This window comes from Pantoea sp. PNA 03-3 (assembly GCF_003201175.1).
Lineage (GTDB): Bacteria > Pseudomonadota > Gammaproteobacteria > Enterobacterales > Enterobacteriaceae > Pantoea > Pantoea stewartii.
The window spans coordinates 1,243,424-1,261,545 of sequence record NZ_QICO01000001.1 but is presented as its reverse complement, the minus strand read 5'-3'; the positions used below and the strand labels follow the sequence as shown (position 1 = coordinate 1,261,545).

General features: G+C 55.6%; 17 protein-coding genes. 16 read left to right on the top strand and 1 reads right to left on the bottom strand.

Annotated elements, in window-relative coordinates; genetic code table 11:
- The first annotated feature begins 2 nt into the window (after nt 1–2).
- The 10 genes from phrB to C7433_RS05820 all read left to right on the top strand — a co-directional run bounded on the left by phrB (nt 3) and on the right by C7433_RS05820 (nt 8,594).
- Nucleotides 3–1,430: a deoxyribodipyrimidine photo-lyase gene (gene phrB, locus C7433_RS05865; protein WP_110267777.1), complete on the top strand. Its 1,428-nt coding sequence runs from the start codon at nt 3–5 to the stop codon at nt 1,428–1,430.
- Nucleotides 1,431–1,447: 17 nt separating this feature from the next.
- Nucleotides 1,448–2,191, top strand: coding sequence for a type 2 GTP cyclohydrolase I (locus C7433_RS05860; protein WP_033739329.1), 744 nt, complete (start codon nt 1,448–1,450; stop codon nt 2,189–2,191).
- Nucleotides 2,192–2,346: 155 nt separating this feature from the next.
- Complete coding sequence (gene pxpB, locus C7433_RS05855) at nt 2,347–3,003, top strand: 5-oxoprolinase subunit PxpB (RefSeq protein ID WP_110267776.1); 657 nt, start codon at nt 2,347–2,349, stop codon at nt 3,001–3,003.
- The gene (pxpC, locus tag C7433_RS05850; protein ID WP_039337974.1) at nt 2,997–3,929 is read left to right on the top strand and encodes a 5-oxoprolinase subunit PxpC; all 933 of its coding nucleotides are present in this window, start codon (nt 2,997–2,999) and stop codon (nt 3,927–3,929) included. Before pxpB ends, pxpC begins: the two co-directional genes overlap by 7 nt.
- Nucleotides 3,919–4,656 carry a 5-oxoprolinase subunit PxpA gene (pxpA, locus tag C7433_RS05845; protein WP_039337976.1) on the top strand — a complete coding sequence of 246 codons (738 nt, stop codon included), beginning with the start codon at nt 3,919–3,921 and terminating at the stop codon, nt 4,654–4,656. Before pxpC ends, pxpA begins: the two co-directional genes overlap by 11 nt.
- Nucleotides 4,657–4,713: 57 nt before the next feature.
- The gene (locus C7433_RS05840; RefSeq protein ID WP_006118446.1) at nt 4,714–5,445 is read left to right on the top strand and encodes a DUF969 domain-containing protein; all 732 of its coding nucleotides are present in this window, start codon (nt 4,714–4,716) and stop codon (nt 5,443–5,445) included.
- A complete protein-coding gene (locus C7433_RS05835) occupies nt 5,442–6,458 on the top strand; it encodes a DUF979 domain-containing protein (RefSeq protein WP_110267775.1) in 1,017 nt (338 codons plus the stop codon). Before C7433_RS05840 ends, C7433_RS05835 begins: the two co-directional genes overlap by 4 nt.
- 6 nt (nt 6,459–6,464) lie before the next feature.
- The gene (pcp, locus tag C7433_RS05830) at nt 6,465–7,112 is read left to right on the top strand and encodes a pyroglutamyl-peptidase I (protein ID WP_033739338.1); all 648 of its coding nucleotides are present in this window, start codon (nt 6,465–6,467) and stop codon (nt 7,110–7,112) included.
- Nucleotides 7,113–7,123: 11 nt separating this feature from the next.
- Nucleotides 7,124–7,912, top strand: a complete 789-nt coding sequence (gene nei, locus C7433_RS05825) for an endonuclease VIII (RefSeq protein ID WP_039337980.1) — start codon at nt 7,124–7,126, stop codon at nt 7,910–7,912.
- Nucleotides 7,913–8,006: 94 nt separating this feature from the next.
- A complete protein-coding gene (locus C7433_RS05820; protein ID WP_110267774.1) occupies nt 8,007–8,594 on the top strand; it encodes a GNAT family N-acetyltransferase in 588 nt (195 codons plus the stop codon).
- A gap of 80 nt (nt 8,595–8,674) precedes the next feature.
- On the opposite strand, the gene C7433_RS05815 is transcribed toward C7433_RS05820, so the two are convergent.
- Nucleotides 8,675–9,958 carry a citrate synthase gene (locus C7433_RS05815; protein ID WP_006118451.1) on the bottom strand — a complete coding sequence of 428 codons (1,284 nt, stop codon included), beginning with the start codon at nt 9,956–9,958 and terminating at the stop codon, nt 8,675–8,677.
- A gap of 625 nt (nt 9,959–10,583) precedes the next feature.
- On the opposite strand from C7433_RS05815, the gene sdhC reads away from it, so the two are divergent.
- The 6 genes from sdhC to odhB all read left to right on the top strand — a co-directional run bounded on the left by sdhC (nt 10,584) and on the right by odhB (nt 18,059).
- Nucleotides 10,584–10,973 (top strand): succinate dehydrogenase cytochrome b556 subunit, encoded by a 390-nt coding sequence (sdhC, locus tag C7433_RS05810; protein ID WP_033739345.1) that lies wholly within the window; start codon nt 10,584–10,586, stop codon nt 10,971–10,973.
- Entirely contained in the window at nt 10,967–11,314 is a 348-nt protein-coding gene (sdhD, locus tag C7433_RS05805) for a succinate dehydrogenase membrane anchor subunit (RefSeq protein WP_006118453.1), read from the top strand. Before sdhC ends, sdhD begins: the two co-directional genes overlap by 7 nt.
- Entirely contained in the window at nt 11,315–13,081 is a 1,767-nt protein-coding gene (sdhA, locus tag C7433_RS05800) for a succinate dehydrogenase flavoprotein subunit (RefSeq protein ID WP_006118454.1), read from the top strand.
- 14 nt (nt 13,082–13,095) lie between these two features.
- Nucleotides 13,096–13,812 (top strand): succinate dehydrogenase iron-sulfur subunit, encoded by a 717-nt coding sequence (locus C7433_RS05795; RefSeq protein ID WP_006118455.1) that lies wholly within the window; start codon nt 13,096–13,098, stop codon nt 13,810–13,812.
- A 200-nt stretch (nt 13,813–14,012) separates the two neighbouring features.
- The gene (gene sucA / locus C7433_RS05790; RefSeq protein WP_006118456.1) at nt 14,013–16,820 is read left to right on the top strand and encodes a 2-oxoglutarate dehydrogenase E1 component; all 2,808 of its coding nucleotides are present in this window, start codon (nt 14,013–14,015) and stop codon (nt 16,818–16,820) included.
- 15 nt (nt 16,821–16,835) lie between these two features.
- Nucleotides 16,836–18,059 carry a 2-oxoglutarate dehydrogenase complex dihydrolipoyllysine-residue succinyltransferase gene (odhB, locus tag C7433_RS05785; RefSeq protein ID WP_006118457.1) on the top strand — a complete coding sequence of 408 codons (1,224 nt, stop codon included), beginning with the start codon at nt 16,836–16,838 and terminating at the stop codon, nt 18,057–18,059.
- Nucleotides 18,060–18,122 lie beyond the last annotated feature (63 nt).

Below are 18,122 nucleotides of genomic sequence, written 5' to 3'. Positions count from 1 at the left end.
TGATGACGACCCATCTTGTCTGGTTCCGTAATGACCTGCGCATCAATGATAACCTTGCGCTGCATGCCGCCTGCAGCAAGTCAGATGCCCGTGTCATAGCACTGTTTATTGCCACGCTGGGACAGTGGCAGCAACACGATATGGCCCCCCGGCAGGCCGCGTTTATTCACCAGAATCTCTGCAGCCTGCAGGCATCACTGGCCGAAAAAGGCATCCCGCTGCATGTTTATCAGTGTGATGATTTCGCTGCCAGCGTGGATTTTCTCGTCACGTTTTGTGAACAGCAAAACGTTGATCAACTGTTTTATAACTACCAGTACGAATTTAACGAACGTCAGCGCGATGCGCAGGCGGAAAAGCGGTTAGATGAAGCGGACGTGATCTGTCAGGGGTTTGATGACAGCGTACTTTTGTCGCCCGGCAGTATCCAGACCGGCGATGGTGAGATGTACAAAGTGTTTACCCCGTTCAGCAAAGCCTTTATTCGTCGCCTGCAGCAGGGGTTGCCTGAGTGTGTCCCGGCGCCTAAAGCCCGGGATGGCGCGCCCCTGAACACACCAGAAGCGATTTCGCCATTTGATTACGACCATGCTGAGGTTGATGATGCGCTGTTTCCGGCCGGTGAACAGGCGGCGATTAAGCGGCTACGTGCGTTTGCGCAGCATGCCGTGCTGGATTATCCAAAGCAGCGTGACCTGCCTGCGCGCGACAGCACCAGCCGGTTATCGGCTTACCTGACCATCGGCGTGCTTTCACCGCGCCAGTGTCTGCATCGGGTGTTGCATGAACATCCCGGGGCGCTGGAAGGCAGCCCGGCGGCTGTCTGGATCAATGAACTCATCTGGCGTGAGTTCTATCGCCATCTCATCGTTGCGTTTCCCCGACTGTGTAAGCATCAGCCTTTTGTCCACTGGACGCGTCATGTCGCGTGGCAACGAAACGAGGCGCATTTTGACGCCTGGAAAGCCGGGAAAACCGGTTATCCCATCGTCGATGCGGCCATGCGACAGATGTTGCAGACCGGCTGGATGCATAACCGGCTTCGCATGATCACGGCCAGTTTTCTGGTAAAGGATCTGTTAATCGACTGGCGCCAAGGCGAGCGCTATTTCATGCAGCAGCTTATCGATGGCGACCTGGCCGCCAATAACGGCGGCTGGCAGTGGGCGGCGTCCACGGGGACCGATGCCGCGCCGTATTTCCGCATTTTTAACCCTACGACGCAAAGTGAGCGTTTCGATGAACAGGGTGATTTTATTCGTCACTACCTGCCCGAACTGAAAGACGTGCCGGACAGTGCGATTCATCAGCCGCACGAATGGGCGCGGAAAAACAACAAGACACTCGATTATCCAACACCGATCGTGGAACATAAGGATGCACGTAAAAAGACACTCGACGCCTTCGAGCGCGCAAAAAATGCGGCCTGAGGTGGCAAGGAGCAGAAATGAATCACTATGCGTTAGAAAAAATCGTTAACGATCAGCTGGCAACCCATACCTTCAGCGATTATGCGCCAAACGGGCTACAGGTCGAAGGCCGACCTGAAGTGAAAACGATCGTTACCGGCGTGACCGCCTGCCAGGCGCTGCTGGATGAAGCGGTGGCGCGCAAAGCCGATGCGGTGCTGGTACATCACGGTTATTTCTGGAAAAGTGAACCGGCGGTGATTAAAGGCATGAAACGCCAGCGTCTGCGCACGCTACTGGCAAACGATATTAACCTCTACGGCTGGCACCTGCCGCTGGATGCGCACCCTGAGCTGGGCAATAACGCGCAGTTGGCTAAGCTGCTGGGTATTAATGTGATGGGCGAGATTATGCCGCTGGTGCCCTGGGGCGAACTGACTCAGCCTGTGAGCGGCCATGCGTTGGCACAGCGTATTACTGAGGTGCTGGGACGGGAGCCGCTTCACTGTGGTGATAATGCGCCAGCAGCGATCCGTCGTGTTGCCTGGTGCAGTGGCGGCGGTCAGGGATTTATTGATAATGCGGCCGCCTTTGGCGTAGATGCCTTTATTACGGGCGAGGTCTCTGAGCAAACCATTCACAGCGCCCGTGAACAAGGCCTGCACTTTTTCGCCGCAGGCCACCATGCCACCGAACGCGCGGGTATTCGGGCGTTGGGTGAATGGCTGGCGGAGCATCATGGCCTGGATGTCACGTTTATTGATATTCCCAATCCCGCCTGATCCCCCTGGGTTCTGCCATCTGCGCAGAACCCAAACCTGTTGACACATTACCGTCACTTTCGCATAACTACCTTCCTGGGTTGTAAAACACATTTGGCTTTTGCGCGCCAGAATCCTGTCTGAGTGCCGCAAAGCTGTTTACCAGGAGGTACGTGTTGCAAAAAACACGATGCTATATGCTCGGCGAGCGCGCGGTGGTACTGGAGTTGTCTCCGCCCGTTTCGCTGGCCAGTCAGCAGCGAATCTGGCATCTGTGCCAGCGTTTGCAGTCACACGACGCGACCCGGGAAGTGATTCCCGGCATGAACAACCTGACGCTGCTGTTACGGGAGCCGCCCAGAGATGCCCGACAGGCGACGGCGCAACTTGAACAGTGGTGGCAGGAAAGTGAGGCGCAGAACACAGAGTCGCGCCTTGTGACCTTACCGGTCATCTATGGCGGCGAGGCGGGGCCGGACTTGCGTCAGGTGGCCGACCACGCCGGCATGACGGAAAAGCAGGTCGTCGCGTTACACAGCAGCACGGATTACGCGGTTTTCTTTATTGGTTTTCAGCCCGGCTTTCCTTACCTGGCCGGCCTGGATGCGCGCCTGCATATGCCGCGCCGCGCCGAACCGCGCGTTGCGGTTCCGGCTGGATCGGTGGGCATCGGCGGCAGCCAGACCGGTGTTTATCCGCTGGTCTCACCAGGCGGCTGGCAGTTGATTGGCAGGACGCAGGTCGCGCTTTTCACACCCAGCCAGCAGTCGCCAACCTTACTTCGTCCGGGTGACAATGTCCGGTTTGTGCCGCAAAAGGAAGGGATATGTTAAACATTCTTCGCGCGGGTCTGGCAACCAGCATTCAGGATTTCGGACGCTATCACTGGCGACAGTATGGCATCGGCGTCAGTGGTGTCCTGGATCAGCCCGCCATGATCACAGCCAATCTGCTGGCAGGCAATCCGCCGGGCAGCGCCGTGCTGGAGATTGTCCTCGGACAGTTTAAAGCGGAATTCCGTCGGGATGGGTGGTTTGCACTAACGGGAGCGGGTTGTCAGGCCGAACTGGATGGCAAGCCTGTCTGGACAGGCTGGCGTTTACCGGTAAAAAAAGGGCAGGTCCTGGTGTTGAAGAAACCGATTCACGGCATGCGCAGCTACCTGGCTGTACACGGTGGATTCGCTATTCCGCCAGTGCTGGGCTCATGCAGCACCGACATTAAGGCCGGTTTTGGCGGCTTTGAGGGGCGGACGCTGCAGGACGGCGACGTCATTCCGCTGGGCAAACCGCAACAGCACTTCACGAGCAAAAAAGGCGTGCGCCAGTTGCTCTGGGGTAACCGTATTCGGGCGTTACCCGGACCGGAATACCACGAATTCAGCGAAGCGTCACAACAGGCGTTCTGGCGAGCAGCCTGGAAGCTGAACCCTCAAAGTAATCGCATGGGCTACCGTTTGCAGGGGCCTGCTTTGCAACGCGACGTGCCGCGCGAGTTGTTATCGCATGGTCTGGTGCCCGGCGTCATTCAGGTGCCTGGAAACGGTCAGCCTATCGTCCTGCTGGCGGATGCACAGACCACCGGCGGCTATCCACGTATCGCCTGCGTCATTGAATGCGATCTTTATCATCTGGCGCAGATTCGTCTGGGCGAGCCGATTCATTTTATGCCCTGTACGCCCGAAGAGGCGCTGGCGGCAACGCGACAGCAGCAGCACGTATTGGGGCAAATGGCCTGGGGACTGGCAAATGAAAATTGATTTAAACGCCGATCTGGGCGAGGGGAGCAGCAGCGATCGTGCGCTGTTGCAGCTGGTGAGTTCCGCCAACATCGCCTGCGGCTTTCACGCAGGCGACGCGCAGATGATGTTGCAGGCCATTCGCTGGGCCAGCGAATTTGGCGTGGCGATTGGCGCGCATCCCAGCTTTCCCGATCGTGAAAACTTTGGCCGCAGTGCGATGCAACTGCCGCCGGAAACCGTCTATGCGCAAATCATCTATCAGGTTGGTGCGCTCAAAAGTCTGGCGGAAAGCGAAGGGCAGTCGCTTGTTCACGTTAAACCTCACGGTATGTTGTATAACCAGGCGGCGGCGGATGTCACGCTGGCCGAGGCGATTGTGCGAGCCGTCAAAGCCGTCGATGCCCGGCTGATCATGGTGGGGCTGGCTAACAGTGAGTTGATTCGCGCGGCGGCCCATCACGGCCTGAAAACCCGGGAGGAGGTGTTTGCCGATCGCGGCTATCTCAGCAGCGGCGCGCTGGTGCCCCGTGGCCAGCCCGGCGCATTGATTGAAGAGGAAGACCAGGCGATTCAGCAAACCCTGATGATGGTGCGACAGGGGCAGGTCATCAGTGTGACCGGTGAGGCGGTTCAGGTGAACGCAGAAACCGTCTGCCTGCATGGTGACGGGGCGCATGCACTGACGTTTGCACAACGTCTGCGTGCCAGCTTTGCCAGCCATGCTATCACCGTCACCAGTCAATAAAAAAACGGCATAACCAGCCTGAACGTCTCGGGCTGACTATTTCACGAGGGGAAAAGTATGGACAGCGTAGTAAATCTCTGGCCGCTGCTGGGCATTGCTGCCATCGTCGTTGGCTTCGTTTTGCGTTTTAATCCGGTGCTGGTGGTCATTGTTTCAGGCTTCGTCACCGGGATCGCTGCCCTGATGCCGCTGGGCGATATTTTACAAAAGCTGGGTGAGGGATTTCTGAATACCCGTAACCTGCCGTTGATCCTGCTGCTGCCGCTGGCGGTTATTGGCTTACTGGAACGTCATGGTCTGAAACAGCGTGCGCAGGCGTGGATTGCCCAGATCAAAACGGCGACGGCGGGACGGTTGCTCATTGTCTATCTGTTTGTGCGTGAGGTGACTGCGGCCCTCGGGCTGACCAGTCTCGGCGGTCATCCGCAAATGGTGCGCCCGCTACTTGCGCCGATGGCCGAGGGGGCCAGCGAAAACCGCTACGGGGCCCTACCGCCCGAGGTCCGTCATCGCCTGCGTGCCATGTCCGCTGCCACCGACAACGTTGGGCTGTTCTTTGGTGAGGATATCTTTGTCGCCTTTGGCGCCATTATTTTTATGCATAATTTTATGCAGGAGTCCGCCGGTATCCAGACTGAGCCACTGCATATTGCCCTGTGGGGCATTCCCACGGCGCTCTCAGCCTTTCTGATTCATTCCGCCCGCCTGATCAGGCTGGACCGCCAGCTGGCACGAGAACTGCGCGTCATCAACAGCGAGGCCATGAAAGCCAAAGGAGAGCCGTCATGATTCAGCAACAGTATCTGATGTGGCTGGCTGGCCTGATTCTGCTGGTTGTCGCGGTTTTATCCTGGCGCGACAGCGCAAATCCGCGCCGTTTCACCACTGGCTTATTTTGGGGACTCTATGGCCTGATTTTTCTGGTGGGTGACTGGACAACCGCTCTGATGACCCAACTGATGGGCTCTGCCGAAAGCGGCACACGTACGTTGCAAATTAGCGTGGGCGTAGCGGTGGTTATCATGGGGATCCTTGCCGGTTGTGGTGGGGTAAAAATGGGCCGCTATCACCAGCGCAGTGAGGCGGAAAAACAGGCCAGTGCCCAGCGTCTGGGCAACAAACTTTTCCTGCCAGCCCTGGCGATCCCCGTCGTGACAGTGATCGGTGTGTTAGCGTTTAATAACCTTCCCGGTCTGCAAACGTGGGTGTTCGGCGCGGGCAACCATTCCACCCTGATTACGCTGTTCTCCATGGCCACAGGCTGTCTGCTGGGCTGGCTGATCGCCATGAAAATGACGCATGAAACCCCAGTGCAGTCGATGCAGGAAACCCGACGTTTGCTGGACTGCATCGGCTGGGCGTTTCTCCTGCCGCAAATCCTGGCAACCCTGGGGCTACTGTTTACGGCCGCGGGCGTCGGTGGCGCGATCTCCCATCTCACCGAACATTATCTTGCCGTGGATAACCGCTTCATTGCGGTCACGGTTTACGCGGCAGGGATGGCACTGCTCACCATGGTGATGGGGAATGCGTTCGCGGCGTTCCCGATTATTACCGCGGGCATCGGCATTCCCATTCTGGTGTTACAGCATGGCGGTAACCCGGCGGTCATGGCGGCAATCGGGATGTTTTCCGGCTACTGCGGTACGTTAATGACGCCGATGGCAGCAAACTTCAACATTGTGCCTGCTGCCTTGCTGGAGTTACCGGATCGCAACGCGGTCATCAAAGCTCAGGTGCCAACCGGTGTGCTACTGTTAATTGTTAACATTTTCTTACTCTACTTCCTGATGTTTTTGTGAGGCAGCATGAAAACGGTATTAATGACGGCATTTGAGCCCTTTGGCGGCGAATCCATTAATCCCTCCTGGCAGGCGGTCAGTGCCCTTGAAGGCCAGACTATTGCCGGCGCACGCATCGTGACGCGCCAGTTGCCCGTCGTATTCAGCGAGGTGCTGGATGTGCTGTATCAGGCGCTGGAAACGATCAGGCCCGATGCCGTTATCGCTGTCGGGCAGGCAGGCGGTCGCAGCGATATCACGGTAGAGCGAATTGGTATTAATGTGGATGATGCGCGCATCCCGGATAATGCGGGCAGGCAACCCGTGGACGAACCCATCGTTCAGGATGGCCCGGCCGGATATTTTTCACGCCTGCCGATCAAAGCCATTGTGGCCGCGGTCCGGGAAGCGGGCATTCCGGCATCGGTGTCGCAAACCGCAGGAACCTTTACCTGTAACCGGGTGATGTATGGTCTGTTGCACTGGCTTGAAAGCAACGGCAGCCCGGCACGGGGCGGTTTCATTCATATTCCCTACCTGCCTGAACAGGCGGTGCATCACCCGGGTGCACCCAGTATGCCCGCCGCAACCGTTATTGAGGCGCTGAAAATTGCCGTACAAACGACCCTGACCACCGCTCAGGATGTGAAGGAAGTGGGTGGCGCAACGCATTAAGAGGACGAGTGATGCCTGAAGGACCGGAGATTCGCCGCGTGGCGGATCAGCTTGAAGTGGCCATCGTCGGCCAGCCCCTGACCGACGTCTGGTTTGCGTTTCCCGAATTAAAAACCTATGAGCCCGCATTGCTGGGAGAACAGGTGGCGTCGATAGAGACGCGCGGTAAAGCGTTGCTGACCCATTTCAGTAACGGCCTGACGCTGTATTCGCACAATCAGCTGTACGGCGTCTGGCGCATCGTCCCGCCAGACATGCAGCCCGAGACAAAACGGCAGTTACGTGTGCGTCTCGCGACGGCCAATCAGGCGATATTGCTTTACAGCGCGTCGGATATTGAACTCCTGAATGCGGAAACGCTTGCCCGTCATCCGTTTCTCAACCGCATCGGGCCGGATGTACTGAATGCGGAGTTGACCGTAGAGGCGGTCAGGGAACGGCTGTGCTCGCCGCGTTTCTGTCGCCGCCGGTTCAGCGGACTGTTACTGGATCAGGCTTTTCTGGCCGGACTGGGCAACTATTTACGTGCTGAGATCCTCTGGCTGGCCCAGTTGCTTCCCCGGCATAACGCACAGTCGCTGAGTGAGGCGCAACTGACGGCTTTCTGCGAAGCGCTGTTGTCCGTGCCGCGTCATGCCTATCGCATGCGCGGCACCATGAAAAAATACCACAGCGAAGCGGCATTTCGGTTTGAAGTGTTTCACCGCCAGGGCAAGACATGTCGCCGCTGCGGCGAAGTGATCGAAAAGGGCGTCCTGTCCGCCCGACCGTTTTACTGGTGCCCTGGCTGTCAGAGATAAAAACGCTGGCCTGTCCCGCCGTTGCACGCGGGCAATGTCACTCGTCAGCGAAGGATATCGTCACCCGGTTTTCTTCACAGCATAAGGAATCATCATGACACCTGAGATTGTGACGGAAAGGCTGCGCTTAAAACCCCTGTCGCTGGAGGATGCCGATGCCATGCAGATCGCGTTTCCGCGCTGGGAAATTGTACGCTACCTGATCGATTCGGTGCCCTGGCCTTATCCCGAGGGCGGGGCACGAGACTATATTGCTAATGTCGCCTTACCGGCGGTCGCGGCCGGGACGGGCTGGTACTGGACATTGCGGCCTAAAACGGCGGAACAGCAACTGATTGGCGTTATTTGCCTGATGGAGACGCCGGATAATAACCGGGGCTTCTGGTTGGTACCGGAGTGGCAGGGGCAGGGCTATATGACAGAAGCCTGCCTGGCCGTGACGGATTACTGGTTTACCGATCTGAAAAAACCGCTGCTGAGAACGCCAAAAGCGGCACTGAATCAGCGATCTGTGAACATTTCAGTCAACAGTGGGATGCGCTGTATCCGCACAGAGAAAAAACAGTACGTTTCAGGCACACATGACTCGCAATTATGGGAAGTGACGCGAGAAGAATGGCAGGCCTTTCGGGCATCTCAAACGTCCGCCGTTCATCCTCTCACTAAGATTCGCTCACGCTGACCGGCGGCGTCAGTAAAAAAAAGCGGCGGTGCCCGTAAGGACACCACCGCTTTTCGCCTTACCGCCCGTTGCCGGACAGCTTATTTATCCAGCTTCGAGCTGAACTCGCGTTCGGTGTAACCGGTATACAGCTGACGCGGACGGGCAATTTTCATGCCTTCGTCGTGCATTTCTTTCCAGTGCGCGATCCAGCCAACGGTACGCGCCATGGCGAAAATCACGGTAAACATGGACGAAGGGATGCCCATGGCTTTCAGGATGATACCGGAGTAGAAATCCACATTTGGATAGAGTTTGCGCTCGATGAAGTACGGGTCGTTCAGCGCAATGTGTTCCAGTTCCAGCGCCACTTCCAGCAGATCGTCTTTCATGCCCAGTTCGTTCAGCACTTCATGGCAGGTTTCACGCATAACGGTCGCGCGCGGGTCATAGTTTTTATAAACACGGTGACCAAAGCCCATCAGGCGGAAAGAGTCATTTTTGTCTTTAGCACGGCGCACAAACTCAGGAATGTGCTCGACGGTGCTGATCTCTTCCAGCATACGCAGACAGGCTTCGTTCGCGCCGCCGTGTGCGGGTCCCCACAGGGAGGCAATACCGGCCGCGATACAGGCAAACGGGTTAGCGCCTGACGAGCCAGCGGTACGTACGGTAGAGGTCGAGGCGTTCTGTTCATGATCGGCGTGCAGAATCAGAATGCGATCCATGGCGCGTTCAAGCACAGGGTTAACCTTGTATTCTTCACACGGTGTTGCAAACATCATGTGCAGGAAGTTACCGGCATAGGAGAGGTCGTTACGGGGATAGACGAACGGCTGACCGATTGAATACTTGTAACACATCGCTGCCATGGTAGGCATTTTCGACAGCAGACGGAAAGCGGCGATTTCACGGTGGCGCTCGATGTTTACATCCAGCGAATCGTGATAAAACGCAGCCAGTGCGCCGGTCACGCCGCACATCACCGCCATCGGGTGTGAATCACGACGGAAACCGTGGAACAGACGGGTAATCTGCTCGTGAATCATCGTGTGGCGCGTAACCGTTTGTTTAAACTCTTCAAACTGGGCTTTCGTGGGGGCTTCACCATTTAACAGGATGTAGCACACTTCCAGGTAGTTAGAGTGGGTAGCCAGTTGGTCAATAGGGAAGCCGCGGTGAAGCAGAATGCCTTCATCACCATCGATAAAGGTGATTTTTGATTCGCAGGACGCTGTAGACGTGAAACCAGGATCGAAGGTAAACAGGCCGTTGGAACCCAGTTGACGGACATCGACGACATCCTGGCCCAGCGTGCCTTGCAGTACACCCAGTTCAATGGACGTTTCATCTGATAGGGTTAGCGTCACTTTTTTATCTGTCATTTTCGTCTCCATAGCGCCTTAGGCAGGTAAGGATCTTTCGACACCTGAAACGCGTGCATGTTGCAATTTGGCAGTACTTCACGGTGTCACTCTGCATTATAAGCAGCGAAGGGTACAGAGTGAGAGGCGCGTTCCACTGGAAATGTAAAGCCGTGACATGTGCATATCGCGGTTGTTAAAGATCCGGTCAGGACATAACTTCTTTGTAACCAATAACCTGATGGTATTTAAAGCGGTTACCGACAATGTTACATAACTTCAGCTTAGGAGAAAGTGTATCCCCATAACTTTTGTGCATCATAGGATTTTATCGGACTAGTTTGTAACTGAATTGTTGAACTATTGTCAAATCAGATAATTAAATTTGTATGAATTGTGAAAAACGTGAGTGGGATCACTGTTCCATCGAAAATTCTCCAAAGAGTTTGTAGGGGAATTGTAATCAGAATGTGATCGTCCTATACTTCCGGCCAGGTCTCCGGAACACCCTGACACCAGGAGCCACCCAGCGTTTGTACCACGTCATTTAACACTGGATGTTGCTATTTTGGTGACGGATTAAGACTGAACCTTTTTTTCGGGTTTGGGCCTGTCTTCCGGAGGAAGCAAAATAAAAAAGAGCTGTGTGGGCAAAACCGTGAAAAAACAAAGACCTGTCAACTTGGATCTCTCGACGATCCGGTTTCCCGTTACTGCAATATCGTCCATTCTCCACCGTGTCTCCGGCGTCATCACTCTGGTTGCTCTCGGCATCCTGTTGTGGCTTCTCGGTCTTTCTCTCTCCTCTCCTGAAGGTTTTCAGCACGCGGCATCTATCATGAGCGGCTTCTTTGTGAAGTTTATCATGTGGGGCATTCTGACCGCGTTGGCCTATCATACGGTGGGCGGGATACGTCATATGTTAATGGATTTTGGTTATCTGGCGGAAACGCTCGAAGCAGGTAAGCGTTCTGCGCAGGTGACATTTGGTATTACTGTCGTGCTTTCAATCTTAGCAGGAGTCCTCGTATGGTAAGCAATGCATCCGCGTTGGGTCGCAATGGCATTCAGGACTGGCTGTTGCTGCGCGCGTCGGCAATCCTTATTACGCTTTACATCATCTACATGCTCGGTTTCGTGGTGATGACAGACACGCTGACGTATGACATCTGGCGTGGCTTCTTTGCCTCAGCATTTACAAAAGTGTTCACGCTCCTGACGCTGTTTTCCATCCTGATCCACGGCTGGATTGGTATGTGGCAGGTCTTAACGGACTACGTGAAATCGCTGGCGGCGCGTTTGCTGTTACAGCTGGTTATCGTGGTGGCACTGTTGTCATATGCAATTTATGGGTTTGTTGTGGTGTGGGGTGTGTAAATGAAGTTACCAGTCAGAGAATTTGATGCCGTGGTGATCGGCGCAGGTGGCGCGGGTATGCGCGCGGCACTGCAAATCTCCCAGTCGGGCCAGACGTGCGCCCTGCTGTCCAAAGTGTTCCCAACCCGTTCTCATACGGTATCCGCGCAGGGCGGTATTACCGTTGCGCTGGGCAATACCCATGACGATAACTGGGAATGGCATATGTATGACACCGTCAAAGGCTCCGACTATATCGGCGACCAGGACGCGATTGAATACATGTGCCACGTCGGTCCGGAAGCGATTCTGGAACTGGAACACATGGGCTTACCTTTCTCCCGTCTTGATGACGGCCGCGTTTATCAGCGTCCGTTTGGTGGTCAGTCAAAAAACTTCGGTGGTGAGCAGGCGGCGCGTACTGCCGCGGCAGCTGACCGTACTGGCCACGCCCTGCTGCATACGCTGTATCAGCAGAACCTGAAAAACAAAACCACCATCTTCTCCGAATGGTATGCACTGGATCTGGTCAAGAATGACGACGATGCGATTGTGGGTTGTACCGCTATCTGCATGGAAACCGGTGAAACCGTCTACTTCAAAGCCAAGGCGACCATTCTGGCGACCGGTGGTGCAGGACGTATCTATCAGTCGACGACCAATGCCCACATTAACACTGGCGACGGTGTTGGCATGGCGCTGCGCGCAGGTGTACCGGTGCAGGACATGGAAATGTGGCAGTTCCACCCAACCGGTATCGCAGGTGCGGGTGTGCTGGTCACCGAGGGCTGCCGCGGTGAAGGCGGCTATCTGCTGAACAAACACGGTGAACGCTTCATGGAGCGCTATGCGCCAAACGCCAAAGACCTGGCAGGTCGTGACGTGGTGGCCCGTTCTATGATGGTGGAAATTCGTGAAGGCCGGGGCTGTGATGGTCCATGGGGCCCGCACATCAAGTTGAAACTTGACCATCTGGGTGCCGAAGTGCTGGAGTCACGTCTGCCGGGAATCCTGGAACTGTCCCGTACCTTTGCGCACGTTGACCCGATTAAAGAGCCGATTCCTGTTATCCCAACCTGTCACTACATGATGGGCGGCGTACCGACCAAAGTGACCGGCCAGGCGCTGCGCGTCAATGCGCAGGGCGAAGATGAAGTGATTCCGGGCCTGTTCGCTGTGGGTGAAATCGCCTGCGTATCTGTTCACGGCGCGAACCGTCTGGGCGGAAACTCACTGCTGGACCTGGTGGTCTTTGGTCGCGCGGCGGGTGTTCATCTGCTTGAATGTCTGGAAGAGCAGGGTGAACTGCGCGAAGCCAGTCAGGAAAACATCGATGCTGCCATGGCGCGCTTCAATCGCTGGGAGAACAACACCACGGGTGAAGATCCGGTTGAAATTCGTAAAGCGTTGCAACGCTGCATGCAGAACAACTTCTCGGTCTTCCGCGAAGGTGATGCCATGCGTGAAGGTCTTGAAGAGCTGAAAGTGATTCGTGAGCGCCTGAAGTCTGCGCGTCTGGATGACCGTTCACCCGACTTCAATACACAGCGTATCGAGTGCCTTGAGCTGGATAACCTGATGGAAACCGCCTATGCCACAGCGGTTGCGGCTAACTTCCGTACAGAAAGCCGTGGTGCACACAGCCGCTTCGACTATCCGGAACGTGATGATGCGAACTGGCTGTGCCATAGCCTCTATGTTCCGCAAACGGAAAGCATGACGCGCCGTGAGGTGAACATGCAACCGAAACTGCGTGCGGCCTTCCCGCCAAAAGCGCGTACCTATTAATTGCGGAGATCATCATGAGACTAGAATTTTCGATCTATCGTTATAACCCGGACGTCGATGATAAACCGCGCATGCAGGATTACAGCCTGGAAGCGGAAGATGGCCGTGACATGATGCTGCTGGACGCGCTGATCCGTTTAAAAGAAAAGGATCCTACGCTGGCTTTCCGTCGCTCGTGCCGTGAAGGCGTGTGCGGATCAGATGGCCTGAACATGAACGGTAAAAACGGCCTGGCCTGCATTACGCCGGTTTCCGCTTTAGGCAACGGTAAGCAGAAGATTGTGATTCGTCCTCTGCCTGGCCTGCCTGTGGTGCGCGACCTCGTGGTAGACATGAGCCAGTTTTATACTCAGTATGAGAAAATTAAGCCTTTCTTGTTAAACAACGGTGAAAACCCACCTGCGCGTGAGCATCTGCAGACGCCGGGCGAGCGTGAGCATCTGGACGGCCTGTATGAGTGTATTCTCTGCGCCTGTTGCTCAACCTCATGCCCGTCGTTCTGGTGGAATCCCGATAAGTTCATCGGGCCTGCGGGTCTGCTGGCGGCATACCGCTTCATTATTGACAGTCGCGACACCGAAACCGATGCGCGTCTGGATAATCTGAGCGATGCATTCAGCGTGTTCCGCTGCCACAGCATCATGAACTGTGTCAGCGTGTGTCCTAAAGGTCTTAACCCCACGCGCGCCATCGGCCATATCAAGTCGATGCTGCTGCAACGCGGGGCATAGTGATACAGCCGGGAACCTCAGGTTCCCGGTGTTTTACGGAAGCCTCTTTAAACGCGGTCCCGACCACGTTTACAAAGGTTCCCTTACGGGCCGGGCGCGCGCTGCGCACAGTGCTCGTATCGCTGAACTCACTACGGCAAACCGCGAAAGCGGCAACAAATGAAACCTCAATAAAGCATAACATTGCTTAAGGGATCACAATGCAGAACAGCGCGATGAAGCCCTGGCTGGACTCCTCCTGGCTGGCCGGCGCGAATCAGTCTTACATAGAGCAACTCTATGAGGATTTCCTGACCGATCCTGACTCTGTGGATGCAGTGTGGCGCTCGATGTTCCAACAGTTACCAGGCACGGGAGTGAAACCCGAGCAGTTCCACTCCGCGACCCGCGAATATTTCCGTCGCCTGGCGAAAGACGCATCTCGTTACACCTCCTCAGTCACCGATCCGGCAACCAACTCCAAGCAAGTGAAAGTGCTGCAACTGATCAACGCGTTTCGTTTTCGCGGCCATCAGGAAGCAAACCTGGATCCGCTTGGCCTGTGGAAACAGGACCGTGTTGCCGATCTCGACCCTGCTTTTCACGATCTGACCGACGCCGATTTTCAGGAAAGCTTTAACGTAGGTTCTTTTGCTATTGGCAAAGAAACCATGAAGCTGGCCGATCTGTTCGAGGCGCTGAAGCAGACTTACTGTGGTTCGATTGGTGCAGAGTACATGCACATCAACAACACCGAAGAGAAACGCTGGATTCAGCAGCGTCTCGAATCCGGTGCTGGCCACTGTTCGTTCAGCGGTGAAGAGAAAAAAGGTTTCCTGAAAGAGCTGACTGCGGCAGAAGGCCTTGAAAAATATCTGGGCGCAAAATTCCCGGGTGCCAAACGCTTCTCGCTGGAAGGCGGTGATGCACTGGTGCCTATGCTGCGTGAGATGATTCGTCATGCAGGTAAAAGCGGCACCCGCGAAGTGGTGCTGGGGATGGCGCACCGTGGCCGTCTCAACGTCCTGATTAACGTGCTGGGTAAAAAGCCACAGGATCTGTTCGACGAGTTCTCAGGCAAACATAAAGAACACCTGGGCACCGGTGATGTGAAATATCACATGGGCTTCTCATCGGATATCGAAACCGAAGGCGGTCTGGTACACCTGGCGCTGGCCTTTAACCCGTCTCACCTGGAAATTGTCAGCCCGGTGGTCATGGGGTCGGTGCGTGCCCGTCTGGATCGTCTGGCTGAGCCGGTCAGCAATAAAGTGCTGCCCATCACTATTCACGGTGATGCGGCGGTCATTGGTCAGGGCGTGGTGCAGGAAACCCTGAACATGTCTCAGGCCCGCGGCTATGAAGTCGGTGGCACCGTGCGTATCGTGATCAACAACCAGGTGGGTTTCACCACCTCGAATCCGAAAGATGCGCGTTCTACACCGTACTGTACTGACATTGGTAAAATGGTGCTGGCACCGATTTTCCACGTCAATGCGGACGATCCGGAAGCGGTGGCCTTTGTGACCCGACTGGCGCTGGACTATCGCAATACCTTTAAACGCGATGTGTTTATCGATTTGGTGTGCTATCGCCGCCATGGTCACAACGAAGCGGATGAGCCAAGCGCCACGCAGCCGTTGATGTACCAGAAAATCAAAAAGCATCCCACACCGCGTAAAATCTACGCCGATCGTCTGGAAAGCGAAGGTGTCGCGTCGCAGGAAGATGCCACCGAAATGGTCAATCTGTACCGTGATGCGCTTGATGCCGGCGAATGCGTGGTGCCAGAATGGCGTCCGATGAGCCTGCACTCCTTCACGTGGTCACCGTATCTGAATCACGAGTGGGATGAACCCTATCCGGCTCAGGTGGACATGAAGCGTCTGAAGGAGCTGGCGCTGCGTATCAGCCAGATCCCTGAAGAGATTGAAGTCCAGTCTCGCGTCGCCAAGATCTATAACGATCGTAAGCTGATGGCCGAAGGCGAGAAAGCGTTTGACTGGGGCGGGGCTGAAAATCTGGCGTACGCCACGCTGGTCGATGAAGGCATTCCGGTACGTTTGTCGGGTGAAGACTCCGGCCGTGGCACCTTCTTCCACCGTCATGCCGTGATCCACAATCAGACCAACGGTTCAACCTACACGCCACTACACCATATTCATAACAGTCAGGGTGAATTCAAAGTCTGGGACTCCGTCCTGTCTGAAGAAGCCGTGCTGGCCTTTGAATACGGTTATGCCACCGCAGAGCCGCGCGTGCTGACCATTTGGGAAGCGCAGTTCGGCGATTTTGCTAACGGTGCGCAGGTGGTGATTGATCAGTTCATCAGCTCCGGCGAGCAAAAATGGGGCCGTATGTGTGGCCTGGTGATGCTGCTGCCACACGGCTATGAAGGTCAGGGCCCTGAGCACTCCTCCGCCCGTCTGGAACGTTATCTGCAGCTCTGCGCTGAGCAGAACATGCAGGTCTGCGTACCCTCAACACCGGCTCAGGTTTACCACATGCTGCGTCGTCAGGCGCTGCGCGGTATGCGCCGTCCGCTGGTGGTGATGTCACCGAAGTCGCTGTTGCGTCATCCTCTGGCGATTTCCTCGCTGGATGAACTGGCAAACGGCAGCTTCCAGCCAGCGATTGGCGAAATTGACGATCTGGATCCGCAAGGCATCAAGCGCGTCGTGCTGTGCTCCGGTAAGGTCTACTACGATCTGCTGGAACAGCGCCGTAAAGACGAAAAAACCGATGTCGCTATCGTGCGTATCGAACAACTTTACCCGTTCCCGCATCAGGCGGTACAGGAAGCGTTAAAAGCGTATTCCCACGTACAGGATTTTGTCTGGTGTCAGGAAGAGCCACTGAACCAGGGTGCCTGGTACTGTAGCCAGCACCATTTCCGTGATGTGGTACCGTTTGGTGCAACGCTGCGTTATGCAGGTCGCCCGGCATCGGCTTCACCGGCCGTGGGTTATATGTCCGTACATCAACAACAGCAGCAAGACCTGGTTAATGACGCACTGAACGTCAATTAATTAAAAGGAAAGATAATGAGTAGCGTAGATATTCTCGTTCCCGACCTGCCTGAATCGGTTGCAGATGCCACAGTAGCAACCTGGCACAAGAAACCAGGCGATGCAGTCAGTCGCGATGAAGTCATCGTCGAAATTGAAACCGACAAAGTGGTTCTGGAAGTGCCGGCGTCTGCGGACGGCGTGCTGGAAGCCGTACTGGAAGAGGAAGGGGCAACCGTTACCTCTCGTCAGATTCTCGGCCGCCTGAAAGAAGGCAACAGCGCTGGCAAAGAAAGCAGTGCGAAAGTCGACAGCAACGAATCCACACCAGCCCAGCGTCAGACCGCTTCTCTGGAAGAAGAGAGCAACGATGCGCTGAGCCCGGCGATTCGTCGTCTGATTGCCGAACACAACCTTGATGCCTCACAGATCAAAGGCACCGGCGTGGGTGGACGTTTAACGCGCGAAGATGTTGAAAAACATCTGGCGAACAAACCGCAGGCAGACAAAGCCGCGGCACCGGCATCTGACGCGCAGCCTGCCCAGCAGCCTGTGGCTAACCGCAGCGAAAAACGTGTGCCAATGACGCGCCTGCGTAAGCGCGTGGCGGAACGTCTGCTGGAAGCCAAGAACAGCACCGCCATGTTGACAACCTTCAACGAAATCAACATGAAGCCGATTATGGATCTGCGTAAGCAGTACGGCGAAGCGTTCGAGAAGCGTCACGGTGTGCGTCTGGGCTTTATGTCGTTCTACATTAAAGCCGTGGTGGAAGCGCTGAAGCGTTACCCTGAAGTCAACGCCTCAATTGATGGCGAAGACGTGGTTTACCACAACTACTTTGATGTCAGCATCGCCGTTTCTACCCCACGCGGCCTGGTGACCCCTGTTCTGCGTGATGTGGATGCGCTGAGCATGGCTGACATCGAGAAGAAAATTAAAGAACTGGCAGTAAAAGGCCGTGACGGCAAGCTGACGGTTGACGATCTGACGGGTGGTAACTTCACCATCACCAACGGTGGTGTGTTTGGTTCACTGATGTCAACGCCAATCATCAACCCGCCACAGAGCGCAATCCTGGGCATGCATGCCATTAAAGATCGTCCTATGGCGGTGAATGGTCAGGTTGTGATCCTGCCAATGATGTACCTGGCGCTCTCTTATGATCACCGTTTGATCGATGGTCGTGAATCTGTCGGCTATCTGGTCGCAGTGAAAGAGATGCTGGAAGATCCGGCGCGTCTGCTGCTGGATGTCTGATTCATCACTGGGCACGCGTTGCGTGCCCAACCTCAATACTCTTTTCAGATCTGAATGGATAGA